Here is a 25,913-nt window from a genome sequence, read left to right on the forward strand (position 1 = left end):
GCGACTTTAAGCTGTGACTGACCCTAAAACTTGGATGTGTTTGATTTGTGGCTGGATGTATGACGAAGCGGTGGGCGACCCCGAACACGGCATTCCAGCAGGGACCCGCTGGGAAGATGTGCCGCAAGACTGGACATGCCCGGAATGTGCGGTCGGCAAAGCAGACTTTGAAATGGTCGAAATTTAAGAGGGAGACAGGTGCTCAACAGCCCTGTCGGGGGATTTTTCACAACCCAAGGGGCGGTTCAAATTGAGTACAGCCGGAGCATCTTTCAAAGTGTTGGTGGTGGATGACAGCAACACCATTCGACGTAGTGCTGAAATTTTTCTGAAGCAAGGCGGCCATGAAGTGCTGCTGGCCGAAGATGGCTTTGATGCCTTGGCGAAAGTGAATGACTTTCAGCCGCAGCTCATCTTCTGCGACATTCTGATGCCGAAGCTGGATGGCTATCAGACTTGCGCCATCATCAAACGCAACGCACATTTTTCTGATACCCCCATTGTCATGCTCTCGTCCAAAGACGGTGTCTTTGACAAAGCGCGAGGACGCATGGTGGGCTGTCAAGAGTACCTGACCAAGCCATTTACCAAAGACCAATTGCTGCAGGCTGTCCAGCAGTTTGGCAAGGTGCCGTCTGCAGCGATTTGATTTAAAGACCAAGAGAGGAGAGGGGCATGACCATTCAAAAAGTACTGGTGGTGGATGACTCAAAAACGGAGTTGATGTTTTTGACGGATTTGCTGCAAAAACAGGGCTATCAAGTGCGCACGGCGGAGAATGCCCAAGAAGCATTGGCCCGACTGGGCGAAGAAAAGCCTGATCTCATCTTGATGGATGTGGTGATGCCTGGGCAAAACGGCTTTCAGCTCACACGTGCGATTGCCCGCGACCCGAAATATGCAGGGCTGCCCATCATCATGTGCACCAGCAAGAACCAAGAAACGGACCGTGTGTGGGGGCTGCGCCAAGGCGCCAGCGACTACATCACCAAACCGGTCAACCCCACCGAATTGCAAGCCAAGATCGCGGCGCTGCAAAGCGCCTGAGTTGAACTGCTATGGCAAATCGACAAGCGCTGCGTGAACTGCAGACTCGCTTGGCCGACCGCCTGCAGGCGGCGCGCACCAATACCTCTCAAGGTGCGAGCTGGCTGGCAGTGCAGGTGGCTGGGCATAACTACTTACTGCCGCTGGAGCAAGCGGGTGAAATCTTCTCTTGGCCTGGTGTGCTGCGCGTGCCCTATACCAACACATGGTTTTGGGGCGTTGCCAATTTGCGGGGCAGTTTGGTCGGCGTGGTGGATCTGGGTACGTACTTGGGCCACCCCATCGAACGCACCGAGCAGTCTTTGCAGGAAGTGAGCTTGCTGGTGGTCAACCCTGCACTCCAGGTGAATGTGGCCTTGGTGGTGGACAGGTTGTTGGGTTTGCGTGGCGCCGATGACTTTATCTCCACAGCCATTGAGCCAGCGCAGGATGCGCCCCAAGCCTCGGCGGGTATCGTTGCTGCCAGTTATACCGATAGTGCAGGTGGGAGTTGGCAAGTTTTGCAGTTGCACCAATTGGTGCAATCCCCAGACTTTCTAAGTATTCGCATCTGATCGTTTTGATTCTTCGAGGTTGAGCATGTCTTTAGTCCAGCAGATCAGCAGCATTTTTCGTCGTAAAAACAGCGATAAAGATGAGGGGGTGGAGGTGGTCGGCGCAGACGATGCCACCCAGCAAACGCTGACGGCCGATACGCTGCAAAGCGTGCAAGATACCGGTTTGATGGATGACTTGCTGGTAGAGCAAGGCACCATCGATGTGCCGCTGATGGGCCCCGCGCCTGCAGCCACCCACCAGCGTCGTTTGTTGACCATGCTGGCTTTGGGGGTGGTGCTGTTGGCGTTGGTGGCGGGCTGGGTGCTCCAGCAAGCGGACCGCTCAGCCAAACAGTTGGCGGCGACAGGCCAATCACTGATGCAGTCGCAGCGTTTGGCCAAGTCGGTGACGCAGGCCCTGCTGGGTAAGGACCAGGCGTTTACAGAACTCAAAGACAGCGCGTCGGTGCTGGGGCGCAATGTCCGCGCCTTGACCCAAGGGGATGCCGAGCTGGGGGTGCAAAGCGTGGATGCTGCTTTGGAGCAGGATTTGGGCTCGGTAAGCACCTTGGCGCAGCGGGCTGAAAAAAATGCCCAGGCAGTTTTGGCACAAAAAGCAGTGCTAACCCAGGCTGGTGATGCGCTGCGTGCTATCAATCGTCAGTCATCTAGCTTGCTGGAGCTGGCTGAAGCAGTGGCCAACAGCAAGCTGCAATCTGCGGCATCTGCCCCTGAAATTGCGGCCTCTAGCCAGCTTTTGATGCTGACGCAGCGTATTGGTAAATCAGCCAATGAGTTTCAAACGATTGATGGTGTCAGCCCGGAAGCCGTGTTCTTGCTGGGGCGTGACTTGAACTCTTTCAAAGAGCTGGCCGATGGCTTGCTCAAAGGGAGCTCAGACCTGCGCTTGCCTGCCGCGCGTGACCCGCAGGTGCGCGATCAACTGCTGGCCATGCTGGAGGAGTATGAGCAAACCCGCGCGCAAGCAGCATCGATTTTGAGCAACCTGCAAGGGCTGGTTGCGGCGCGTGAAGCGCAGAACTCCATCATTGCCGACAGCGAACCCTTGCGCACCCAGTTGGAAAACTTGCAGCAAAAGCTGTCGGAGCAGGCCGGTATCTCGGCAGGCCAGATGGCGATTTTGGTGATTCTGGGTCTGTTCGTCGTGGCTTGCGGTGTCGGTATTTCGCGCGTGCAGCTGCTCGACAGCCGCCAGCGCCAAGCGTTGGCGGAGCAGCAGCAACGTGATGCGCGTCACCAAGAGCAAGAAGCCAAGCGTGTCAATGATGCGAACCAGGCAGCGATTTTGCGACTGATGAACGAGTTGCAAAACGTGGCGGAAGGGGACTTGACCCAGGAAGCCACGGTGACGGAAGACATCACGGGGGCGATTGCTGACTCGGTGAACTACACGGTGGAAGAGCTTCGTTTGCTGGTGGGCAGTGTGCAGAACACGGCGCAGCGTGTGGCGCAGACGACTGCGCAGGTGGACAGCACTTCGTCCGAGTTGCTTGCGACTTCGGCGGAACAATTGCGCGAAATTCGTGAAACGGGTCAGTCGATTCTGGAGATGGCTGCGCGCATCAATACGGTGTCCAGCCAGGCCCAGGAATCGGCAGCGGTGGCCCGCCAGTCGCTGCAGGCGGCTGAACAAGGTCAGCATGCCGTGCAAAACACGATTGGTGGTATGAATGCCATTCGTGACCAGATTCAGGAGACTTCCAAGCGCATCAAACGCCTGGGTGAGTCCTCGCAAGAAATTGGCGAAATTACCGAACTGATTTCCGACATTACCGAGCAAACCAACGTCTTGGCGCTCAACGCCGCCATCCAAGCGGCCTCGGCCGGTGAAGCCGGGCGTGGCTTCTCGGTGGTGGCAGAAGAAGTGCAGCGTTTGGCGGAACGTTCCGCCGATGCAACGCGCCAGATCTCTGCCTTGGTGAAAACCATTCAGACCGACACCCAAGATGCGGTCGCGGCGATGGAGCGTTCCACCCAGGGCGTGGTGGAAGGGGCGCGCCTGTCGGACTCAGCAGGTACTGCTTTGACTGAAATTGATAGCGTCTCGCGCAGGCTGGCTGAGCTGATTGAGCAGATTTCACACACCGCCCAGAGTGAAGCAACATTGGCCAATGATGTGGCTGGCAATATTCAGCACATTTTTGCAGTGACGGAGCAAACGGGCGATAGCACGCGCACTACGGCAGAGCAGGTGCGTGACTTGGCGCATATGGCGGAAGAGCTGCGTCAATCGGTTTCCCGATTCAAGATTGGTTGAGTTTCTGACTTTCGATTGCACCAAGGATTTCGGCTGAAACATGCCAAGGATGGACGATGTCACCCACTGAAGTCACTGCTCCAACGGGACATGTCTCCCATGGGGAACAAGATTTAGGCCCATTGGCATGGGTGCTGGAGGAGTTGCGCAAATCATTGGACGCAGCCGTGAAAGCCACCCGCCGGTTTGTGCGCGAAGCGCAAGAGGCGAGTCATTCCGATCTGGGGGCATTGGACAGCAGCCCTTTGCGCACGGCCAAACAACAGCTGCACCAGTCCAGTGGTGCGCTGGAAATGGTGGGCATGCCGCAACCCGCACTGCTGCTGCGCGCCATGGAAACGGCTTTGCAGCACTATGTGCAAAATCCTGCCGACTGCACAGAAGCGGTGGCGCAGACGCTGGAGACAGCCAGTTTTGCTTTGCTGGAGTTTCTGGATGCCATCTTGGCAGGCAAGCAAATTTCCTCGGTGGCTTTGTTTCCGCAGTACCGCGACGTGCAGGCGCTGTATGGCAATCAGGGCAAGGTACATCCTGCGGATTTGTGGCCGATTGAGCGCAGACTCCGAGATCCGCAGTTGCCTCACTCGGTAGCCCCTCTGGACTATGGCCCAGAGCAGCGCAAAGTGTTAGATGCTGCGGTGCTGCAGATCGTCAAAGGGCAAGAGGTTGCTGCTGCCAGCGCGCGCATGCGTGACGTGTGTATCGGCTTTGCCCAAGCGCAGGCAGAGTCCGCCATGCGCATTTTCTGGAAGGTTGCCGCAGCCCATTTTGATGCGATGGCCCATGGGTTGCTCAAGGCGGACATCTACACCAAGCGCGTTGCCTCCCGTGTGCTGATGGTGTCGGTGGCTTTGGCCAAGGGCGATCCTGTGGCGCCAGAACGCTTGCTGCAAGACATGCTGTTTTTCTGTGCGCAAGCCGCGTCGAGCCCCGAGGCTGCACACGCTGCGTCTGTATGGCGTGCGGTGTACGACACATTTGGCCTGCAGCGCCATCATGCGGTCAACTATGAACAGCCGCGCTTTGGGCGTTTTGATCCTGCGTTGCTGGCACAAGCCCGCAAACGCATCGCCTCAGCCACTGAGTTGTGGTCTGCTTTGGCGGGGGGGGATGTACAAAAAATCAAACCCGCCGTGGATCAATTCAGCCTGGTGGCGGATTCACTGAGCAAGTTGCACCCCGACAGCCAGAATCTGGCCAAGGCATTGATGCAGGTGATGCATGCGGTGGCCACACGCGGGCAGCCTCCTTCGGCAGAAGTGGCCATGGAAGTTGCGACGTCGGTGTTGTACTTGCAGGCTGCGTTTGCTTCTTTGGATTTGGCCGATGAAGCCATGGCCTCCCACGGTGCCACGCTGGCGCAACGCTTGACCGCGGTGCTGGCAGGCGAGACGACCCAGCCTTTAGAGCCTTGGATGGAGCAGTTGTACCGCCAGGTGAGCGATCAGCAAACCATGGGCAGTGTCGTTGGGGAACTTCGAGGCACGCTGGCTGAGGCTGAAAAGCTGTTGGATCAGTATTTCCGCAACCCCGGTGACCGCTCGATGCTGGGGGCTGTGAGTGTGCATTTGGCGCAAATGCGGGGTGTGCTCTCGGTGCTGGGGCTCGATCAAGCATCGCTGGCCATGGTGCGTATGCGCCAGAACGTAGAGCGTTTGCAGCAAGAGGCGGTGCCCGAGGACGAACAGCGTGTGCTGTTTGAAAAAATGGGCAATAGCCTGGGCGCGTTGGGTTTTTTGATCGACATGCTCAGCTACCAGCGCAATATGGCGCGCAAGCTGTATGAGTTTGACGAAGAGGCTGGAGAGCTCAAACTGCTGATGGGGCGCGTGCGCGTACGTGCCAGCGACAGCGTGGAGCAAAAGCCGGTACAAGACGTGGTGCAGGCGCGCGTGGAGCAAATTGCGCAACCTGTGATTTTGCAAAGACCGCAAGCACCCGCAACGCCTGCGCCGTTATCTGTGCCAGTGCCCTCAGAGACGATGGCCGAGCCGCAGCCTGCGCCCCAACTTGAGGAGCGCGAGCTACCGGTAGCGCCTGCACCTGCGGCGTCACCGTGGCCTGTTGCGTCTCAGGAGGCGCCGCTGCAGGTCGCTCCCGAAGATACGGACAGCGAACTGCTGCAAATCTTCCTGGAAGAAGCGCGGGAAGTGATCAGCAACGGCCGGGCCGCTTTGCAGGCCTTGGCGCAAGAGCCCGCCAATCTTGCCGAGCAAACAGTGTTGCGCAGAGCATTTCACACGCTCAAAGGCAGCTCCCGCATGGTGGGCTTAGAGGAATTTGGTCAAGCGGGCTGGGCGATGGAGCAAATGCTCAACGCATGGCTGGCGGAGCAAAAAGCCATGCCCGCTGCCATGCAGACCCTGTCACTCGATGCCTTGAATGGTTTTGAAGCATGGGTGAATGCGATTGAAGCCGATGCAGCACACCAGTGGCAATCCACGCCTTTCCGTGCCAGTGCCGATGCCATGCGCCTGGATGAGCGCTGGATTGCTCTGGATATGTCGGCGGTGCAAGGCTTGGCTGCATCAGCCATCGCTGAGCCTGTGGCGGTGTTGGATGAGGCACAGCTATCGGCGGCAGAGACATTGACATTGGCGTCGCCGCTTGCTGATGATGCACCGATACCCCAGGAGGTGGCGCAGCCAGCGCAGCATCCTGCCGAAGCCGAAGCCGAAGCCGAAGCCGAAGCCGAAGCCGAAGCCGAAGCCGAAGCCGAAGCCGTGTTGCCCGTAGCGCCGGCCGCGGAAGATGCGGGCTTATCCCTCGAGTTGGAGGAGCTTGCCAGCACGGACCAGCAGGCATCTCAAGACGCCGCACTGTGGTCGCAAGCCGCTGCAGCCGATGTGCCGCAAGCAGAAGAAATCAGCTTTGAGGAATTTGATGCGCTGTTGCAAACAGCGGGGGATGGCATTTCGGCCCCCATTTTGCCGCCCGCAGACAGTGAGCCTCAGGCGCCGGTGGCCATGGTTCCAGCGAATGTGCAAGAAGAGCTGCTTGTGCAGCCAGAGCCAGCACAGGCGCCGCCTGAGGAAGTGGCAGAGCCAGTGCCGGTTGTGCCCCAAGCCGGGGTCTCTGCACAAGAGGCGCAAGAGCTGTCTTCGGGCATGAAGCAAGTGGGCGACTTGTCCATTTCCTTGCCTTTGTTCAATGTCTATTTGGGCGAAGCAGAGGCATGGTCGTACCGTTTGCTCGATGCGCTGACGGCATGGCAAGAAAACCTGGATGAAGCCCAGCCCGACATGGTGGGGGCCTGGGCGCATTCCTTGGCGGGCAGTTCTGCCACCGTCGGTTTTGCCGCACTGTCAGACCTGGCGCGCAAGCTGGAGCATGCTTTGCAGCATGTGGCAAGCCAGCGCCAAGGTGATAAAGATCAGGTTGCATGTTTCGTCCGTGCTGCCGAAGAAATTCGTGGGGTGCTGCACCAGTTTGCTGCGGGGTTCTTGCCCACGGTATCTTCCGAGGTGGTGGAGGCGCTGCAGCGGATCTTGGATGCCGAGGCGGGTGCCAGTGCCGTAGAGCCCGCAGCCAGCGTGCAGTCCGATGCGCAAGCCTCAGCGGGGCTGGAGGCTATGGCTGCGGTGGATGCAGCGATGGCCCGTGCCGTGGATCTGGAGGATGCTGGTGACGATGACATCGACGCCATCGATGTCATTGATCCTGACTTGTTCCCCATCTTCGAAGAAGAAGCCATGGAGCTGCTGCCTACGCTGGGGGCTGCCATGCGCGAATGGGGGGCGCATCCCACGCGTCTGGAGGCGCGCAGCACCTTGCTGCGAGCGCTGCACACACTCAAGGGCAGTGCACGTTTGGCGGGTGCCATGCGCATGGGCGAAATGGCGCACCGTCTGGAGTCGGCACTCGAAGCGCTGGACGTTGATACCGTCACCACAGAGCAGATTGAGCCCTTGTTTGTGCGCTTGGATGCCATTGAGGCCGATTTCAACGTACTGCGTGCGTTGGGCGAGGCGGACAGCGATCCCCTCAAGGTGGAACCTGCAGCGGCGCCAACATCGCCTGCGGCGGACGCCGCACCTGCTGCTGTGCCGCACAGCGACAACCCCGCTACCTTTGCCCCGTCGTCCAACCCCGTGCCCAGCTTGGCTCCGGCAGCCCTGTCGGGCGTCTACCAGCCCGCACTGGCAGCAGCGGTGCGCCACCACACGCAACCAACAGTGCGTGTGCGTTCGCAACTGCTGGACCGCCTGATCAACGAGGCGGGGGAGGTCATGATTGCCCGCTCGCGTCTGGATGAGCGGGTGGGTGGCATCAAATCGTCGTTGAACGATTTGTCTGCGAACCTGGACAAGCTGCGCCAGCAACTGCGCGATATTGAAGTGCAGGCCGAGTCGCAAATGCAGTCGCGCATGCAACTGTCCAAAGAGGCCGGGGCCGACTTTGACCCGCTCGAGTTCGACCGCTTCACACGTGTGCAGGAGCTCACACGGATGATGGCGGAGTCGGTGAATGACGTTGCCACCGTGCAGCGCAATTTGCAGCGCGACGTGGCCGGTGCGGAAGACGACTTGATTGCCCAGGGCCGCCAGGCACGTGATCTGCAGCGGGATTTGCTGCGCACACGCATGGTGGAGTTTGATTCGATTGCCGAGCGTCTGTATGCCGTGGTGCGCTTGACGGCCAAAGACACGGGCAAACAGGTCAAGCTGGATTTGTCCGGCGGCACGATTGAAATGGACCGTGGCGTGCTCGAGCGCATGGTGCCTGCGTTTGAACACTTGCTGCGCAACTGCGTGGACCACGGCATTGAGCAGCCCGCACAGCGTCAGCAAGCGGGCAAGTCTGCGACGGGAACCATCAGCATCCAGGTGCAGCAAGCAGGCAATGATGTGGCCGTGACCTTCCAGGATGACGGTGCAGGTCTGGATGTGGCGCGCATTCGCCAAAAAGCGCTGGAGCAGGGCCTGATTACGCCCGAGGAGGCCGTGGATGCGGCGCGCGCCGCGCAACTGGTGTTCATGCCCGGCTTCACCACGGCCCAGCAACTGACCGGTGTTTCCGGTCGCGGCATCGGCATGGACGTGGTGCGCTCGGAAGTGCAGGCCTTGGGCGGCCGTATTGAAACCGAGACAGAACCAGGCAAGGGTTCGGCCTTCCGCCTGGTGTTGCCTTTGACCACCGCGGTGACACAGGTTGTCATGCTGCGGGCAGGAGACTTTGCGGTGGGCGTGCCCGCCAGTTTGGTGGAGATGGTGCGCCGGGTGCACCTGCCGGAGCTGGAAGCTGCGTACCACAGCGGTGTGCTGGTGGATGGCGATGAGCGCATACCGTTTTACTGGGCCGGTGCGGTGTGGAGCCAGTCGCCGCGCAGTGTGGATGTGGGTGTAGGCAAAACCCGCCCGGTGATTATTTTCCGCAGCGCATCGCAGCGCATTGCACTGCACGTGGACGAAGTGCTGGGGCACCAGGAAGTGGTGGTCAAGAACTTGGGGCCGCAAATGTCGCGCTTGCCGGGGCTGACGGGTATGTCGGTGCTGGCATCGGGTGCGGTGGTGCTGATTTACAACCCCGTGGCGTTGACGGCCGTGTATGGCGACAAAATTCGCCAGTTGGGCGAAGGCTTGCCTGCGCTGCTGGACGAGCCAACGGCCAAGCAGCTGCAGCGCGCAGCGCAGCCGCAGGAGCCCGTCTCCGGCCTGGTGGCTGCCAGCCAGGTGCCTCTGGTGATGGTGGTGGATGACTCCATCACCGTGCGCCGTGTTTCGCAGCGCTTGTTGCAGCGTGAAGGCTACCGGGTGGTGACGGCTGCCGATGGCCTGCAGGCGCTGGAGAAGCTGCAGGGCGAGGTGCCATGTGTGGTGCTGTCGGACATTGAAATGCCACGCATGGATGGCTTTGACTTGCTGCGCAATATCCGTGCACAGCCAGCGCTGCAACAGCTCCCCATCATCATGATCACCTCGCGCATTGCGCAAAAACACCGTGACCATGCGATGGAGCTGGGGGCCAACCATTACCTGGGTAAGCCCTATTCGGACGAAGAGCTCATGGGACTGGTGCACCACTATGCGCTTGGCAAGCCCTTGCCTGCGGCGTCTGGTGCGGCACCGATTGCGGCAGCGCTGTCTGCAGCAGGAGCCTCCAGCGACGATTAAGGCGCTGCCGTATTAAAAAAGAGAGCTGCTTGCGCTTGTTTTGATTGGTTTTCAGATATGAATCATGCTGAAATCCATGTTTAACAAGCGCCAGCAGCTCTCTTTTTGTGTGTTGCCAGGGTATGCGGCTGTCCCTCAGGGGCAAATGCGGGAGTGTGAGCGTGGCCGTGGTTCGTCGCTAAAATATGCAGTTATGCCCGCTGAATCTGCGCCTATCAATTTGACGCACCACTTCCTGATCGCCATGCCTGGTCTGGAGGATGAGTCCTTTTCCCGCAGCGTGGTGTATTTGTGTGAGCACAACGAGCGCGGCGCGCTCGGGCTGATCATCAACAAGCCCTCCACGCTGAGCCTGCAATCCCTGCTGAGCAAGATCGATCTGCCCCTGGGGCGCGAAGACCTGCAAGCAGATATGGTCTTGCGCGGAGGCCCCGTGCAAACCGACCGTGGCTTTGTGCTGCACGACCCCATCATCATCGAAGGTGCCAAGGAGGATGAGTCCGCCTACGCCTCGACACTGACCATTCCCGGCGGCCTGGAGATGACCACCTCCAAAGACGTGCTGGAAGCGATTGCCCATGGCGCAGGCCCACGCCGTGTGGTGGTGACGCTGGGCTATGCCTCCTGGGGCGAGGGGCAGCTGGAGTCCGAGCTGGGTGAAAACGCTTGGCTGACCGTGAATGCCGACCCCCAAGTCATCTTCGACACGCCCGTGGAAGAGCGCTACAACAAAGCCATGGGCTTGCTGGGGCTGCAGCCCTGGATGCTGTCGCCCGAAGCAGGACACGCATGAATTCCGACACTTCGTCCACACGGCCCAGCAATGCTGCTGCGCAGGCCGTGGATTTTCCTGCGCACATTCAGCAGTTCCTGGCCTTTGACTTTGGCACCAAGCGCACGGGTTGCGCCTCGGGCAACCGTGTCTTTGGTGGTGCCAGCCCGCTGCCCACCATCAAGGCAGAGGGCGCGGATGCGCGCTTTGCAGCGGTTGAGCAACTGATCAAGGAATGGCAGCCGCAGGCGCTGGTGATTGGCGTGCCTTATCACCCCGACGGCGCGCCGCATGAAAACACCGTACGTGCGCTGAAGTTTGGCCGCCAGTTGCGCGGCCGCTTCAACCTGCCCGTGTATGAAGTGGATGAGCGCTACAGCACCACCGAGGCTTTGGCTGGTGGTGCCAAAGATGCCGATGCTGCATCGGCCTGCATCATCTTGGAGCAATTTTTGAGGAGTCTTCCATGAGTCTTTCCGCTGGTTCTTTGGTGCTGGACGCCGAAGCCTTGTACAAGGAACTGCTGCGCGGTGTGCGCAGCCTGATGGGCCCCGACACGCAACTGGCCGGTGTGGCCTCGGGCGGTGCCTGGCTGGCCGAGCGCCTGCACAAGGATTTGGGGCTGGAGGGCAAGCCCGGCGTGCTGTCCTCGGCCCTGCACCGCGACGATTTCGCCCAGCGCGGCATGGCGCAAAGCGTGCAGACCCAGCTGGACTTTGATGTGAACGGCGCCGACATCCTGGTGCTGGACGATGTGCTCTACACCGGCCGCACGGTGCGCGCCATCCTCAACGAGTTGTACGACTATGGCCGCCCAGGTTGCGTGCGCCTGGCCGTGCTGGTGGACCGCGGTGGCCGTGAACTGCCCGTGGCCGCCGAATTTGCCGCCGCGCGTGTGGCGCTGCCCGCCAGCCAGTCGCTGGCATTGGCGCGCACAGAAGACGGCACCTTCCAATTTGAAGTCAAAGAGGCATAACGTGCTGTACAAGCGCAACCCCCAACTGAACAAGAACGGTGAGCTGATCCACCTGCTGTCCACCGAAGGCCTGTCCAAGGACATCCTGACTCACATCCTGGACACGGCCAGCAACTTCGTCAGCGTCAACGACCGCGAAGTCAAAAAAGTACCCCTGCTGCGCGGCAAGAGCGTGTTCAACCTGTTCTTTGAAAACAGCACCCGCACCCGCACCACGTTTGAGATTGCGGCCAAGCGCCTGTCTGCCGACGTGTTCAACCTGGACATCGCGCGCAGCTCGGCCAGCAAAGGCGAGACGCTGCTGGACACCATCGACAACCTGAGCGCCATGGCCGCCGACATCTTTGTGGTGCGCCACAGTGAGTCGGGCGCGCCGTATCTGATCGCCCAGCACGTGGCACCCCACGTGCACGTGGTCAATGCCGGTGACGGTCGTCACGCACACCCCACGCAGGGGCTGCTGGACATGTACACCATCCGTCACTACAAAAAAGATTTCTCCAACCTGCGCGTGGCGATTGTGGGCGACGTGCTGCACTCGCGCGTGGCGCGCTCGGACATCCATGCGCTGACCACCCTGGGCGCGGCCGAAGTGCGCGTGGTGGGCCCCCGCACCTTGGTACCTGCCGATTTGGCCAGCATGGGCGTGCGCGTGTTCCACAACCTGGAAGAGGGCATCAAGGACTGCGACGTCATCATCATGCTGCGCTTGCAGAACGAGCGCATGAGCGGCGCGCTGCTGCCTTCGAGCCAGGAATATTTCAAGAGCTTTGGCCTGACGGAAAAGCGCCTGGAGCTGGCCAAGCCCGATGCCATCGTGATGCACCCCGGCCCGATCAACCGCGGCGTGGAGATTGACTCTGCCGTGGTGGATGGCCCGCAGGCGGTGATCTTGTCGCAAGTGACGTTTGGTATCGCTGTGCGTATGGCGGTAATGTCCATCGTCGCCGGTAACGAGGCGTAATTGTTTTGATAGCTGCTAGCGCTTGCTGGATAAGCGCTAGCAGCCAATTTGGTGTGAAACCATGAAAATCTTGATTCAAAACGGCCGCGTGATTGATCCTGCACGCGGCTTCGACCAAGTGTGTGATGTGGCGGTGGCTGATGGCCGCGTGGTGGCGATTGGCCCAGCGCCCGCAGGCTTTGAGGCCGACCGCGTGGTCGATGCGTCTGGCCAGTGGGTGGTGCCTGGTTTGGTGGACCTGGCCGTGCGCCTGCGCGAACCAGGCCATGAGCACGAAGGCATGCTGCAGTCTGAAATGGCCGCCAGCGTGGCCGGTGGCGTGACCAGCCTGGTGTGCCTGCCCGATACCGACCCGGTACTGGACGAGCAGGGCCTGGTGGAAATGCTCAAGCTGCGCGCCAAGAAGCTGCACCAGTCGCGCCTGTTCCCCATGGGTGCTTTGACCAAGGATTTGAAGGGCGAAGTGCTGACCGAAATGGCAGAACTGAGCGAATCGGGCTGTGTGGCGTTTGGTCAGGCGGACACGCCCCTGTCCAGCATCACCACGCTCAGCCGGGCGCTGGCGTATGCCAACACCTTCGGCTATGCCGTGTGGCTGCGCCCGCAGGACAAGGACTTGGGCAAGGGCGTGGCCGCCAGCGGCGCGCTGGCCACGCGCATGGGCTTGGCGGGTGTGTCGGTGGCGGCAGAAACCATTGCCTTGCACACGATTTTTGAGCTGATCCGTGGCTCACAAACCCGCGTGCACCTGTGCCGCCTGTCCAGTGCTGCCGGCGTGGAGCTGGTGCGCAAGGCCAAGGCCGAGGGCCTGAATGTGACGGCGGACGTTTCCATCAACTCGCTGCACCTGACGGAAAACGATATCGGCTACTTCGACAGCAGTGCGCGCTTGGTGCCTGTGCTGCGCCAGCAGCGTGACCGCGATGCGCTGTCTGCGGCACTGGCCGACGGCACCATCGATGCGCTGGTGTCTGACCACTGCCCGGTGGATGACGACGCCAAGGTGCTGCCGTTTGCCGAAGCGGAACCCGGTGCCACGGGCGTGGAGTTGCTGCTGTCGCTGGCCGTGAAATGGTCACAAGACAGCAACGTGCCTTTGGCGCGTGCGCTGGAGGTGGTGACTGCGGCCCCCGCGCGCTTGCTGGGCAGTGCGTTGGGAACCTTGCAGGCCAGCCTGGGTCAGTTGGTAGAAGGTGGTGTGGCGGACTTGTGCGTCGTCAATCCGCAGGCTGCCTGGACCGTGGCTGCCGATGCGCTGGTCAGCCAGGGCAAGAGCACCCCATTCAATGGCTATGAGCTGCCCGCGCGGGTGCAGCTGACGCTGGTCAACGGCCATATCGCTTTTGAGCGCCAGTAACCGGCGGCGCTAAGTGGGCTGTGAGGGGGATGTAGTCGCAACAAGGTAAGGAGGAGGGGCCGGATGGCTGGAACTTGGCGTGCAATAGGTCGTTTTGCGCAGATGCTGCGTCATGCATTGCACGGCGTGCGTGTGGCGCGCCGTGAATTTCACCAGTTGGATGCCCCCAACCAGCAGCGCGCGGTTGAGCGCTGGGCCCGTGAATTCTTGCAAGCAGCCGGTGTGGCATTGCGCATTGAAGGCCAGCCCGTCACGCAAGGGCCGGTATTGCTGGTGGCCAATCACCAGTCATGGCTCGATATTCCCACGCTGCATGCCGCGCAGCATTGCCGCTTCGTCTCCAAAGCAGAAATTGCCCGTTGGCCTGTGGTGGGGCGCCTGGCCAGTGCGGCAGGTACATTGTTTGTGCGGCGCAGCTCCCGCCGAGACACGCAGCGCACCGTGCAAGCCATGGTGCAAGCGCTGGAGCAGGGCGATATTTTGGCGGTGTTCCCCGAAGGCACCGTGGGCACAGGGCGCGAGCTGCTGCCGTTTCACGGCAATATGCTGCAAGCGGCAATCGATGCGGACGTGCCGGTGCAGCCTGTGGCCCTGACCTTCATGGATGCCCGCACCGGGCAAGTCTCGCTGGTGCCGTGCGAGGCCTACCCCGATGAAGCCATGCTGCGCAGTTTGTGGCGCACGATTGGCACCGCCCATCTGGTGGCGGTGGTGCGCTACGGCACGCCAGAAAAATCCCAGGGCCGTGATCGCCGCACTTGGGCGCAAGACCTGCAAGCCCAGGTACAGGCTTTGCGCCAAGTACCTGTGCATCAAGCTGCGCCCCAGCCGGTTGTGCCACTGCCGCTGACAGTGGCCAAGTAAGCTTGCCCCTTCGCAGCGCTGGTGGGCGCATTGCCCCGATCTCTGCGACCCTCTGGACCCACGTTCTCAGCGCCCGCAGTGGCGCAAGCAACCAAGGAGACTTTATGAGCAGCTCCACCATCCACGCGGATGTGGCCGTCATCGGTGCGGGCACTGCGGGCATGCATGCCTTCAGCACCGCACGCCGGGCAGGAGCCAAGGTGGTCATGATCGATCATGGCCCTTTAGGCACCACATGTGCCCGCGTGGGCTGCATGCCGTCCAAGGCCGTGCTGCATGCCGCCAAACGCTGGAGCACGCTGCAAGCGCTGCTGTCCCCAGGCAGTGCGCTGCCTGCAGGCCACACCACGCCCCAGCAGTTGTGGACGCAGGCGCTGGCCATTCGTGATGAACTGGTGGCAGGCAATGTGCGCCAGGTGCACCAGCTTGCGGCCGAAGACTTGCTGCCTGGCAGCGCCCGCTTCGTAGACCCAGACACCGTGGCATTGAGCGATGGCCGTCGCGTGCAAGCCCGGGCGTTTATCGTGGCGACAGGCTCTGCAGCGATCAAACCTGCGGACCTGCAAACAGCGCTGGGCGACGCCTTGATCACCACCGATGAGCTGTTTTATCTGCCCGAGCTGCCCCGCAGCGTAGCGGTAATGGGACTGGGCGCGATTGGCCTGGAGATGGGTGTGGCCTTGCAGCGCCTGGGTGTGGATGTGGCCGCTGCAGGCCGCTCTGCCGTGGTTGCCAAAGTGGCAGACCCTGAAGTGGCCCAGGCTGCCAGCACCTATTTTGCGCAGCAACTGCCCATGGCACTCGGAGAAAAGCAGATCACGGTCACCCGGGCGGAGGGCGGCGTGCGGATGCAGGCTGGCAAGCTGGAGCACCAGGCCCAGTACCTGCTGGCAGCGCTGGGGCGCGCGCCGCGCCTGCAGGGGCTGGAGATGGCTTTGGCTGGTGTGCAGCTGGATGACCAATGGCGCCCAGTTATGGACGCAGCCCAGCCCGGCAGCTTGCGCTGTGCTGGCAGCATGGTGTTTTTGGCGGGAGATTCCGCGCCCGGCCCTGCGCTGATGCATGAAGCAGGCCACGAAGGCACACTGGCAGCGCAGCAAGCCTTGCGTGCTCTGGGTGATAGGGATTGGCCCCACATTGCTGAGCGCCACCGCACCACCCCCATGTCGATTGTGTTCAGCGACCCGGATATTGCCGAGGTGGGCACCCGCTTTGATCGCCTGGCCGCAGATGCAGTGATCGGCACCGTGACCGGCAAGGGCAGTGGGCGCTCCAAAATCATGCACGCGCCACACCATGTGCTGCGCATGTATGCCGAGCGCAGCACGGGCCGCCTGCTGGGTGCCAGCCTGCTGTGTGAAGGGGGTGAGCACCTGGCCCATCAACTGGCCTGGGCCGTACAACGGGGCGAAACCGTGGAGGGCATGCTGCAGCTGCCGTACTACCACCCTACCGTGGAAGAAATGATAGATACCGCCTTGCGTGACATGCGCCGCAGCCTGCAAAGTGCGTAATGGAGGGCGTGATAATGGATGCGCATAGCAAGCGCTGGGAGGGCTCGGGTGATGCGTAAATGGTGGATTCCTTTGGCCGCGTTGTTTGGCGCAACGGGGGTGGGCATGGCAGCTTACGCCTCGCATGGTTTGGGCTTTGTGTCAGACCCTGTAGCGCGTGAAGCCGCGCGCGCCACGTTGCAGATGGCCGTGCAGCAGCAACTATTTCATGCCCTGGCACTGCTGGGCGTGGGCATTCTGGCGCTCCAAGGCCGGTGCAACCGTTGGCTGTGTGCGGCGGGGGGGCTGTTTACGCTGGGCGTGCTGTTGTTTGCCGGTCTGATTTATCTGCGCACTTTCACAGGTGTTGAAGCCTTTCGCCCCTTCGTGCCTTGGGGTGGCACTTGCTTGATGCTGGCATGGCTGGCCTTGGGTGTGGGTGGCTTCCAAGCGGCGCGTGCTGCCACCGAGTGAGTGCACGCAGGCTCTAAACTTGGGCCATGAGCGACATCACCATCTTTCACAACCACCGCTGCAGCAACTCGCGCGGTGCCCTGCAAATCCTGCGTGACCGTGGGATTGAACCCAACATCGTGGACTACATTGCCACACCGCTGACTGCGCCCGAACTCTCAGAGCTGGTGGCGCATATCGGCGCGCCCGTGCGTGATTTGCTGCGTACCAAAGAAGCGCTCTACCAGGAACTGGGACTGGACAACCCCGTAGTGAGCGATGCGCAGATCATCCTGGCCGTGGCTGAACACCCCGTGCTGCTAAACCGCCCGATTGTGGTGACCCCCAAAGGCGCCAAGCTGTGCCGCCCGCCAGAGACGGTGCTGGAGCTGCTGTAAAGCCACAGGCAAAAGATAGACCGCACAGACGATGCCGGTGTATTTAAAAAGATAGCTGCCAGCGCTTGTTAAATATTGTTTTCGAATAGAAAAGTACTGGAAAACAAGGCCAAACAAGCGCTGGCAGCTTTTCTTTTGAAGGTTTCCCAAGTTTTTGAGTGGGCAAAGCTAGGGGTGAAGTCATATGCCGGCCCAGCGCTGCCAAGCATTTATGCCTTACCAACCCTATGACTGCAGTTCCCGATAGCAAACAGCGGCAGAAACAGTTGGAAGCCGCTCATTTCCCCCTGCTTAAATGATGCTGGAGCAAGTCTAACGTGATTGACGCTGCGACCCTTTATGGCCGGAAGACTGTTGGTTGATGAATCAAGTTGTATTAAGCTATATTTCTTTTCCAAGAAGAATAAATAATGTTTCTAATAAGGATATTTTAATTTTTTCTTGTTTTATATTAATTAATTATATTCAATTAATTTTAATAATTAAAAAAATTTAAATAATACGTAAATTTAATTTAAAGCACGTTAAATATAAAAAATTTTAAGTGCTAGAAAATATCATCACATATTTTAAAATCTCACCGTTAGCTGATATAGATTTGTGTAGCACGGAAGTTCGCCATAAATTCGTTAGTAATTCACTTCGAAATTTTAATTAGACCGACTGAAAAATTAGAAATCTCTGGCTTTTATTCAGCGATTAGCGAGTTGCTCGCTTAGGTTGGAAATTCCTCTTGGAAGCCTTCTTTGAAAGAATTGATATATTTATTTGAATAACAATATAGGAATATGAATTTTTATAAAATATAAAATCTGAAAATAGCTAGAGCAACATGAAAAAAATGTAATGAACGTGCAATCTTGGCGTCATCGTGTGTGAACTAAATTATCCCTGTTCGCTCAACGACTTCGATACAGGATGAACCCATGCGATTGCGTTCCATTAAATCAGTTTGTGGTCTTTTTCTCCTAATTTCAGCCCACGCGTTTGCTGCGTCGCCTGCTCCACTGAATCAAAGCAATATGTCTCTCAATTTGGCAAATGCTTTGGTGGAGGCAACGATGTCGGCATGCCACGCTCAAGGTCGCTCTGCCGTGGCTGCTGTGATTGACCGTGGTGGTCATCTGCTGTCTTTGCAGCGCGATGACAGTGTTGGGCCGCATAACACCGATGCAGCTATCAAGAAGGCATTCACCGCGCTTTCCACCAAGACGCCTTCGCGCATTTTTGCGGAAAACGCACGCAAGAACCCTGAATCCAACAACCTGAACACGATTGACAGCCTCTTGCTGATCGGCGGCGGCGTGCCCGTGAAAGTGGGCAGTGAAGTCATCGGCGCTATCGGTGTAGGTGGTGCAGGCGGCTCCGTCATTGACGAAGGCTGTGCTTTGGAAGCCATCGACAAAGTGCTGGGCACTTCCAAGTAATTGTTTTCTGAGTTTCGTTCTCTCTTCAACACCCCAACCCTTAGGAAATTTCCATGCAAAAAACCAAACTCTTTATCGGTGGCCTGCTGCTGAATGCTGCGATTGCTAGCTCTGCGCTGGCTGCATCGAACCCCTTGAGCGTGCACGTACTGAATTTGCAAGACGGCCTGCCCTCGGCGGGTGTCAACGTGACACTGGAAAAGAAGGTCGATAACAAGTGGGTGCAAATCAGTGAAGGTGTCACCAATGAGCAAGGCCGCATTCCTGCGCTCTACCCCTCCGAATCCACCATGGAAAAAGGTAACTACCGCGCAACATTCCAAACGGAGGAGTGGTTCAACAAACACAAGACCTCGACCTTCTTCCCAGAAATCCCCGTGATCTTCAAGGCTGATGGGTCAGTGCCTCACTACCACATTCCCCTGCTGCTGAGCCCTTACGGCTTCTCTAGCTACCGCGGCAACTGATTGCAATTTGACGAGCGGGCACTGGGTGGGTAAATCACAGCGACGAGCGGTATAGCAATCGCTGCTTCGCCCCAGTCACGTTGCAATAGCAACCAGTGATTTGAATTTTTCAAGTGACTGCAGCGCTCAGCACCATGGAGTACCTATAAGGTGATAGGGCCGCGAAGCACGGGTGCTTCGCGGCCCTATCTTCCGTCTGCAGCCCCACTCCGCAAAACTGCTAGAAACAGCGCCAAGCGCGCTGGTGCAAGTGCTCCGCCAGCGAGGAGAGCCCGCGCTTCTTGCTGGATGGGCGTAGGGCCATGTGTGGGATTGGCATCCAGCAGTACGCACATGGGGGCCTAGCCACGCTCTGCATAGGCTGTAGGGATCCGTTGCTTAACAGCCTGCCCGGAATTGCCAGTCGCGTGCTTTTTGTCGTTCTTCGCGCAGACGCTCCATCTGCTGAACGCTGCCGCCTTTGCGCGCCAGTTCATCGATTTTCTGAATGCGCTGTTGCTTGGCTTCACACTGTCGGCGGTTGTTGGTACTGCGCTGGGGCGGCGATTCGGCCTGGGCTTTGTCCAGCTCGCGTTCCATGCGATCCCATGCGCGTTCTTCGTGGCGCTGCTGCTGGTAAGCGTTGTGGGGGCCTTGGGCGTTGGTGCGGCGGGGCTGCGTTGCCGAGGGATGCACTTCCACCAGAGGTTCGGTCGACACCGCCTTGCCACCTGCACACGGCGCATCGCTGTAGCTGCTGCCGCAGCGGTATACCTCTTGCCCGTATGCAAAAGACAAAGTGAAAGCACACAGCCCTAGAGCGGTGCAGCCAGCAATCAAGGGGCGCAGCAGTTGGTTCATGGCTGGCATGCTAGGCCGAGCAGGCGCACCTTTCAAGTGCAGCCATCCAGAAATAAAAACCATAGCTTCCAGCGCTTGCTAGATAAGCGTGAAAGGCCAAAAAAGTGCTTATTGACCTGGTGGGTCTTGCGGCTTGCGTGATGGCTGCAAACGCTGGGTGGCGGCGCTGGTAGAGCCTTTGACCTGCTGCACGGCTTGGTTGAGGCTCTGTGTCGTGGCCTGATAGGCAGACTGCGTAGCGCCGCCCACACTGCGGCCGGCTTGTTTCACACTGTCTGCCGCTGCCTGCGCGGTGCTGACCACGCTGTGCTTGAGGCGTTGGTACACGGCCTGGCTGACTTGTGTGCCGCTGTCTTTGACGATGCGGCCCAGCAGTTGCGCAGCACGGCGCGTGGCGCTGGTGCGGATGGTGGTGCGCTCGGGCTGCTGCTGCGGTGCGCAATAGGCGTCAGCCACCAGACCCACGCGCAAGGTCAAAAAAGCATTCGCTGCGCCACTGGCCAGGCTGTTGGTGAGCAGCGCACCCATGCCACCCAGCCCCGGCACGCTGCCCATGGTGGAGGGCGCTGCGGCCTGCACGATCGGGGCGGTCAGCGCTGCGAAATCCACTTCTTCCATCCCATAGGCCACCAGCACGCAGGCGCCCACATTGCCGTACAGGTAAGACAGCTGGCGCAGTGAGGGGCGCAAGCCATAAATGCGCGCAATGCGCCAGACCAGTTGGATTTGGCTGATAAGCACCACCAGTCCATCCAGCCTGCCGTTTTGCAGCAGTGCGGTGCTGACCAGTACGCTGGTGGCACTGCGTTGGGTTTCGGCTTCCGCTGCGCTGCGCAGCAGCGTCAAAGCGGCTTCGATATCTTGCGCGGTGTGCAGCGGCTGGCCAGCCAAGCGCGGGTTGCGCGCCAAGTGAGCGCGCAGGCGCTGCGTATAGGCGGCCACCGCATGCAGATCTGCATCTCGCGGGTAGAGCAACGCTGCAGGCATGCGCCACAGCATGAGGGTGGGCACAGCCACCGTCAGTACCAGCAGGGTGAGCAAGCTCCAGAACACGGGCTGGCCTGCACCCGTGTGCAAACGGTCTGCGGCATCTGCCAACTGACTGACCATGGCCACCGCAAACACACCGCTCCAGATTACAAAGGCGGCTGTGGCAAGCTGCAGCAAACGGGTGGTCAAGCGTGACATGGGCAACATCCTCTGAAAAGCACAACGGCACCCAGTGTGCCTGAGTGCCGGTGGCGTTGCTGAAGGCCTAAAGCCGCAGGGTGTTAGGCGTTGCCGTTCACCAGCAACCCTTGTTTTTCAATAAAGCCCACCACCTCGTCCAGACCGTCCAGGGTTTTCAGATTGGTCATTACAAAAGGTTTCAGCCCTTTGGGTGTGGTGCGTTGCTGGATGGTGTCGCTGCGCATGATGGCCAGGTCTGCGCCCACGTGCGGGGCCAGGTCCGTTTTGTTGATGACAAACAGGTCACTCTTGGTGATACCGGGGCCGCCCTTGCGGGGGATTTTCTCGCCCGCTGCCACGTCGATGACGTAGATCGTCAGATCGCTCAGCTCTGGGCTGAAGGTGGCGGCCAGGTTGTCGCCACCGGATTCGATAAAGATGATGTCGGCGTTGGGAAAGTCCTTGAGCATGCGGTCAATCGCTTCCAGGTTGATGGACGCATCTTCCCGAATGGCAGTGTGCGGGCAGCCGCCAGTTTCCACACCCATGATGCGCTCGGGCGGCAGGGCGCCGCTGATGGTCAGCAGGCGCTGGTCTTCCTTGGTGTAGATGTCGTTGGTAATCGCCACCAAGTCCCACTTTGCGCGCATGGCCTTGCACAGCATTTCGAGGATGGTGGTTTTGCCCGAGCCAACAGGCCCGCCAATCCCTACGCGCAGCGGTGGCAGTTTTTTGGTGCGGTGGGGGATGTGGTGCAGTGCAGTACTCATGATCGGAACAGGCGGGAGTATTGGTGTTCATGACGGGCCGACAAAATGGCCAGCATGGGCGAAAAAGCTTGGCGCGCGGCATCGGGCAGTGCCAAGGCATGCTCGGCTGCGGCAGGAATCTCTTGGGCCAGCCGCGCCAAAATGCGCTGGCCCGCGCTCTGCCCCAGGGGCACGGCCTTGATGGCGGCCTGCACCATGTTTTCGGCCCAACCAAAGGCATAAGCCAGCAGCGCGTCGCGTGCGTTGGCGCCCGTCAGGTGGGCGGCCAAGGCAAAGGCCATCGGGTAGCTGGCGTCTTGCGCGGCCAGCCACTGCACCTGCGTTTGGGCTGCGTTATCAGCGGCGTAGCGGTTTTTGAGCCACTCCACCAAGGAGCGCCCCATCTGTTCGGTTTGCAAGCGCAGCTCACCGCTTTCCCGGGTATGGCGTACCCAGTCGTTCAGTTGGGCAAGGCGCGCCGTGTCATTGCAGGCCCAAGCGGGGAAAGCTTGGGCAATGGCTGCCATGTCACCGCGTGACTGCGTCAGTTGCAACTGCTCGACGATCCAATCCGATGCTTCAACTTCTGTAGTAACTAACGCAGCATTGACGGCCGCTTCCAGCCCTTCCGAGTAAGAGAAGCCACCAATCGGCAGGGCGGGCGATGCCAGCCACATGAGCTGCAGGAAGCTGCTGGCCGTCAGATGCAGGGGCGTGTTCATCCGCAACCACCTTGGCCGTGTGCATGGGGATGTGCATGGGCATGGCCACAGCAGCTGTCGCCATCTGCAGACTGGGGTGCGTGCGGATGAGCGTGGTCATGGTCATGGGAATGCCCGTGCCCATGGTGGTGGCTGTGTCCGTCGTTGGTCACATGGCCGCCGTAGGCGCCGCCTTCGGGCTCGAACGGCAGATCGGCCGCCACCACGGTCATGTGCATGCTGCGTAGCATGTCGGCCAGCACATGGTCGGGTTCTATCTTCAGGTGGTCGGGCTGCAGCTCAATCGGCACATGGCGGTTGCCCAGGTGGTAGGCAGCACGCATCAGGTCAAAGGCGGTGCCGTGCGTGGCGCAGGCGGTGATCTTCAGCACGCGCTGGGGCGCGGCAATGGCACGGATCAGCGACCCGTCTTCGGCCACCAGCACGTCGCCGCCGCGCACGGCCTGGCCGCGCGGCAGGAAGATGGCCAGTTCGCGCCCCTGGCTGTCTGTGGCGGCAAAGCGCGATTTCTGGCGCACGTCCCAGTCCAGCTCGACGGTGGCGGCGCGCTGCAGCAGCACTTTGGCCAGGCCTTGGCCCTGGGGCAGAAGTTTGTGGATGGTCAACATAGGGTACTTTCAAAAGGAGAGCTACAGACTGGCGCGCTTTGTGCATTCCCAAGCGCTTTCCTATCCAATAGCATGACAAACATGTCAACCCCCTCTGAACTCTCTCGGTCTGATAAGTCCGGCTGGCAGCCCTGCGGTGTGGGCCATGTGGCCGTCTACGGCACGCTGCGCACCGGCGCGGTGAATGACATTGCGCGGCTGCGCGGCGGCATGGTGATCACGGGTCGCACCACGCTGACGGGCACGTTGCACGACCTGGGCTGGTACCCCGGCCTGGTGCTGCAGGGCTCGCAGCAGGTACTGGCCGAGGTCTATCCGCTGGACGCGGCTCTGGAGCAGGTGCTCGACGGCTACGAAGGCATCTGGCCCCAGGACACGGGCGAATACACCAAGCGCACCCTCACCGTGCCCGTGGCCCTGACCGGTGGCGGCACGCAGATGCTGGCAGTGCTGGTCTACGAGGCCTTGCCAGCGACCGTGCAGGCCGCGCCGGTGATTGACAGCGGCGACTGGCTGGCGTGGTTCAAGGCCCATAAGACAGCTCCCGGCGCGTGAGCGCTCAGAACAGGAAATAGCGCTGCGCCATGGGCAGGCTGCGTGCGGGCTCGCACGTCAGCAGTTGCCCATCGGCGCGCACGGCATAGGTCTGGGCATCCACCTCCATGCGCGGTGCCAGGTCGTTGTGGACCATGTGCTGCTTTTGCACGCCGCGGATGCCCTTCACGGCCGACAGGGTCTTGGCCAGGCCAAAGCGTTCGCCAATGCCGGCCGCCAGCCCCGCTTGCGAGACAAAGGTCAGCGAGGTCTTGGCAATCGCGCCGCCAAAGCTGGCGAACATGGGGCGGTAGTGCACGGGCTGGGGCGTGGGGATGGAAGCGTTCGGGTCGCCCATGGCGGCCATGGCGATGCTGCCGCCTTTCAAGATGCAAAACGGCTTGACGCCGAAGAAAGCTGGTTTCCAGATCACCAGATCGGCCCACTTGCCCACCTCGATGCTGCCCACCTCGTGGCTGATGCCGTGGGCAATCGCCGGGTTGATGGTGTACTTGGCGATATAGCGTTTGACGCGGAAGTTGTCGTTGCGTGCACCATCTCCAGTTAATGCACCGCGCTGTTGCTTCATCTTGTGCGCCGTTTGCCAGGTGCGCAAAATCACCTCACCCACGCGGCCCATGGCCTGGCTGTCGGAGCTGAACATGCTGATCGCACCAATGTCGTGCAGGATATCTTCGGCCGCAATCGTTTCCTTGCGGATGCGGCTTTCGGCAAAGGCCAGGTCCTCGGCAATGCCGGCGTCCAGGTGGTGGCACACCATCAACATGTCGACGTGCTCGTCCAGCGTGTTGATGGTGTAGGGGCGCGTGGGGTTGGTGGAGCTGGGCAGCACATTGGCCTCGCCCACCACCTTCAGGATGTCGGGCGCATGGCCGCCGCCCGCGCCTTCGGTGTGGAAGGTGTGGATGGTACGGCCCTTGAAGGCGGCCACGGTGTCTTCCACAAAGCCCGATTCATTGAGCGTGTCGGTGTGGATGGCGACCTGGGTGTCGGTCTCTTCGGCTACATCCAGGCAGTTGCTGATGGCTGCGGGCGTGCTGCCCCAGTCTTCGTGGAGTTTGAGGCCAATGGCTCCGGCGCTGATCTGCTCGTGCAAGCCGGCTGGCAGTGCCGCATTACCCTTGCCCAGAAAGCCCAAGTTCATGGGGAAGGCGTCGGCCGCTTGCAGCATGCGTTCCATGTGCCAGGGGCCGGGGGTGCAGGTGGTGGCAAAGGTGCCGGTGGCCGGGCCGGTGCCGCCGCCAATCATGGTGGTTATGCCGCTGGTCAGCGCCTCTTCAATCTGCTGTGGGGCAATGAAGTGGATGTGGGTGTCGATGCCGCCGGCGGTGACGATGTGGCCCTCGCAGGAGATGATTTCCGTGCCCGGGCCGATGATGATGTCCACGCCGGGCTGGGTGTCGGGGTTACCCGCTTTGCCAATCGCGGCAATGCGCCCGCCCTTGAGGCCAATGTCGGCCTTGACGATGCCCCAGTGGTCCAGGATCAGCGCATTCGTCAGCACGGTGTCCATGGCGCCTTGCTCGCGGCTGCGCTGGCTTTGCGCCATGCCGTCGCGGATGGTTTTTCCGCCACCAAACTTCACTTCTTCCCCATAGCCGCCCGCAGCCAAGGTGTAGTCTTGCTCGACTTCAACAATCAACTCGGTATCGGCCAGGCGCAGGCGGTCGCCCACGGTGGGGCCAAAGGTTTCGGCGTAGGCGCGTTTGTCCATGGTGGCCATCACATGTCTCCGGTAGAGCCACCGCAAGCGAGGCATGTGCCCCACTGGGGGGCAGTGAATGTACGTAGTAAGAAGGGGCGCTGGGGCATTACAGCGGCCCTTGAATCAGGCCGCGAAAGCCGTACACCTTGCGTGCACCGCCCATATCCACCAACTCCACCGTGCGTTGCTGGCCGGGCTCAAAGCGCACGGCCATGCCGCTGCCAATGTTCAAGCGTTTGCCGTGCGCTGCTGCACGGTCAAAGTCCAGACCGGCATTGGTCTCGGCAAAGTGGTAGTGCGAGCCCACTTGAATGGGGCGGTCGCTGGCGTTTTTCACCACCAGCGTGGTGATGGCGCGGCCCGGGTTGAGCACGTGCGTGCCTTCGTCTACCAAAATTTCTCCTGGGATCATATGCAGC

General features: G+C 60.2%; 25 protein-coding genes. 18 read left to right on the forward strand and 7 right to left on the reverse strand.

Features of this window, described 5'->3' with window-relative positions:
• The first annotated feature begins 13 nt into the window (after positions 1-13).
• The 17 genes from QEP12_RS11205 to uraH all read left to right on the forward strand — a co-directional run bounded on the left by QEP12_RS11205 (position 14) and on the right by uraH (position 19,145).
• Complete coding sequence (locus QEP12_RS11205; protein ID WP_219162720.1) at positions 14-187, forward strand: rubredoxin; 174 nt, start codon at positions 14-16, stop codon at positions 185-187.
• A 63-nt stretch (positions 188-250) separates the two neighbouring features.
• Positions 251-649 carry a response regulator gene (locus QEP12_RS11210; RefSeq protein ID WP_284214307.1) on the forward strand — a complete coding sequence of 133 codons (399 nt, stop codon included), beginning with the start codon at positions 251-253 and terminating at the stop codon, positions 647-649.
• Positions 650-675: 26 nt separating this feature from the next.
• The gene (locus tag QEP12_RS11215; protein WP_174863845.1) at positions 676-1,047 is read left to right on the forward strand and encodes a response regulator; all 372 of its coding nucleotides are present in this window, start codon (positions 676-678) and stop codon (positions 1,045-1,047) included.
• A gap of 11 nt (positions 1,048-1,058) precedes the next feature.
• A complete protein-coding gene (locus QEP12_RS11220; RefSeq protein ID WP_174863847.1) occupies positions 1,059-1,601 on the forward strand; it encodes a chemotaxis protein CheW in 543 nt (180 codons plus the stop codon).
• A 25-nt stretch (positions 1,602-1,626) separates the two neighbouring features.
• A complete protein-coding gene (locus tag QEP12_RS11225; RefSeq protein ID WP_284214309.1) occupies positions 1,627-3,861 on the forward strand; it encodes a methyl-accepting chemotaxis protein in 2,235 nt (744 codons plus the stop codon).
• A 56-nt stretch (positions 3,862-3,917) separates the two neighbouring features.
• The gene (locus tag QEP12_RS11230; RefSeq protein ID WP_284214310.1) at positions 3,918-9,974 is read left to right on the forward strand and encodes a hybrid sensor histidine kinase/response regulator; all 6,057 of its coding nucleotides are present in this window, start codon (positions 3,918-3,920) and stop codon (positions 9,972-9,974) included.
• 193 nt (positions 9,975-10,167) lie between these two features.
• A complete protein-coding gene (locus tag QEP12_RS11235) occupies positions 10,168-10,767 on the forward strand; it encodes a YqgE/AlgH family protein (RefSeq protein WP_174863692.1) in 600 nt (199 codons plus the stop codon).
• Positions 10,764-11,216: a Holliday junction resolvase RuvX gene (ruvX, locus tag QEP12_RS11240; RefSeq protein WP_174863690.1), complete on the forward strand. Its 453-nt coding sequence runs from the start codon at positions 10,764-10,766 to the stop codon at positions 11,214-11,216. Before QEP12_RS11235 ends, ruvX begins: the two co-directional genes overlap by 4 nt.
• Positions 11,213-11,722, forward strand: a complete 510-nt coding sequence (gene pyrR, locus QEP12_RS11245) for a bifunctional pyr operon transcriptional regulator/uracil phosphoribosyltransferase PyrR (RefSeq protein WP_174863688.1) — start codon at positions 11,213-11,215, stop codon at positions 11,720-11,722. The genes ruvX and pyrR overlap by 4 nt, the downstream gene beginning before the upstream one ends.
• A 1-nt stretch (position 11,723) precedes the next feature.
• Positions 11,724-12,686, forward strand: coding sequence for an aspartate carbamoyltransferase catalytic subunit (locus QEP12_RS11250; protein ID WP_219162711.1), 963 nt, complete (start codon positions 11,724-11,726; stop codon positions 12,684-12,686).
• A gap of 61 nt (positions 12,687-12,747) precedes the next feature.
• The gene (locus QEP12_RS11255; RefSeq protein ID WP_284214312.1) at positions 12,748-14,043 is read left to right on the forward strand and encodes a dihydroorotase; all 1,296 of its coding nucleotides are present in this window, start codon (positions 12,748-12,750) and stop codon (positions 14,041-14,043) included.
• Between the two features lie 63 nt (positions 14,044-14,106).
• Positions 14,107-14,907 carry a lysophospholipid acyltransferase family protein gene (locus QEP12_RS11260; protein ID WP_284214313.1) on the forward strand — a complete coding sequence of 267 codons (801 nt, stop codon included), beginning with the start codon at positions 14,107-14,109 and terminating at the stop codon, positions 14,905-14,907.
• Between the two features lie 2 nt (positions 14,908-14,909).
• On the forward strand, positions 14,910-16,421 hold the full coding sequence (locus tag QEP12_RS11265) for a dihydrolipoyl dehydrogenase (protein ID WP_284214314.1): 1,512 nt from the start codon (positions 14,910-14,912) through the stop codon (positions 16,419-16,421).
• A 51-nt stretch (positions 16,422-16,472) separates the two neighbouring features.
• Complete coding sequence (locus QEP12_RS11270) at positions 16,473-16,874, forward strand: DUF423 domain-containing protein (protein WP_284214315.1); 402 nt, start codon at positions 16,473-16,475, stop codon at positions 16,872-16,874.
• A 26-nt stretch (positions 16,875-16,900) separates the two neighbouring features.
• Positions 16,901-17,251 carry an arsenate reductase (glutaredoxin) gene (gene arsC, locus QEP12_RS11275; protein WP_284214316.1) on the forward strand — a complete coding sequence of 117 codons (351 nt, stop codon included), beginning with the start codon at positions 16,901-16,903 and terminating at the stop codon, positions 17,249-17,251.
• A 1,022-nt stretch (positions 17,252-18,273) separates the two neighbouring features.
• A complete protein-coding gene (locus QEP12_RS11280; protein ID WP_246254082.1) occupies positions 18,274-18,678 on the forward strand; it encodes a GlcG/HbpS family heme-binding protein in 405 nt (134 codons plus the stop codon).
• Positions 18,679-18,731: 53 nt separating this feature from the next.
• On the forward strand, positions 18,732-19,145 hold the full coding sequence (uraH, locus tag QEP12_RS11285; RefSeq protein ID WP_174862824.1) for a hydroxyisourate hydrolase: 414 nt from the start codon (positions 18,732-18,734) through the stop codon (positions 19,143-19,145).
• 378 nt (positions 19,146-19,523) lie between these two features.
• Here the strand turns inward: uraH and QEP12_RS11290 are convergent, their stop codons facing one another.
• The 5 genes from QEP12_RS11290 to ureE form a co-directional block, all read right to left on the reverse strand.
• The gene (locus QEP12_RS11290; protein ID WP_219162703.1) at positions 19,524-19,985 is read right to left on the reverse strand and encodes a hypothetical protein; all 462 of its coding nucleotides are present in this window, start codon (positions 19,983-19,985) and stop codon (positions 19,524-19,526) included.
• A gap of 108 nt (positions 19,986-20,093) precedes the next feature.
• The gene (locus QEP12_RS11295) at positions 20,094-21,173 is read right to left on the reverse strand and encodes a DUF697 domain-containing protein (RefSeq protein WP_219162702.1); all 1,080 of its coding nucleotides are present in this window, start codon (positions 21,171-21,173) and stop codon (positions 20,094-20,096) included.
• A gap of 83 nt (positions 21,174-21,256) precedes the next feature.
• Positions 21,257-21,925, reverse strand: a complete 669-nt coding sequence (ureG, locus tag QEP12_RS11300) for an urease accessory protein UreG (RefSeq protein WP_219162701.1) — start codon at positions 21,923-21,925, stop codon at positions 21,257-21,259.
• Complete coding sequence (locus QEP12_RS11305) at positions 21,922-22,626, reverse strand: urease accessory protein UreF (RefSeq protein WP_219162700.1); 705 nt, start codon at positions 22,624-22,626, stop codon at positions 21,922-21,924. The genes ureG and QEP12_RS11305 overlap by 4 nt, the downstream gene beginning before the upstream one ends.
• Positions 22,623-23,234, reverse strand: coding sequence for an urease accessory protein UreE (gene ureE, locus QEP12_RS11310; RefSeq protein WP_284214318.1), 612 nt, complete (start codon positions 23,232-23,234; stop codon positions 22,623-22,625). The genes QEP12_RS11305 and ureE overlap by 4 nt, the downstream gene beginning before the upstream one ends.
• 81 nt (positions 23,235-23,315) lie before the next feature.
• Between ureE and QEP12_RS11315 the strand changes: the two genes are divergently transcribed.
• Positions 23,316-23,789: a gamma-glutamylcyclotransferase family protein gene (locus QEP12_RS11315; protein ID WP_174862817.1), complete on the forward strand. Its 474-nt coding sequence runs from the start codon at positions 23,316-23,318 to the stop codon at positions 23,787-23,789.
• A 4-nt stretch (positions 23,790-23,793) separates the two neighbouring features.
• On the opposite strand, the gene ureC is transcribed toward QEP12_RS11315, so the two are convergent.
• Both ureC and QEP12_RS11325 read right to left on the reverse strand, forming a co-directional pair.
• Positions 23,794-25,512, reverse strand: a complete 1,719-nt coding sequence (gene ureC / locus QEP12_RS11320; RefSeq protein ID WP_284214319.1) for an urease subunit alpha — start codon at positions 25,510-25,512, stop codon at positions 23,794-23,796.
• A gap of 88 nt (positions 25,513-25,600) precedes the next feature.
• Entirely contained in the window at positions 25,601-25,906 is a 306-nt protein-coding gene (locus tag QEP12_RS11325) for an urease subunit beta (RefSeq protein ID WP_174862816.1), read from the reverse strand.
• Positions 25,907-25,913: the final 7 nt, after the last annotated feature.

Source organism: Comamonas jiangduensis (assembly GCF_030162955.1).
Classification (GTDB): Bacteria; Pseudomonadota; Gammaproteobacteria; order Burkholderiales; family Burkholderiaceae_C; genus Comamonas; species Comamonas jiangduensis.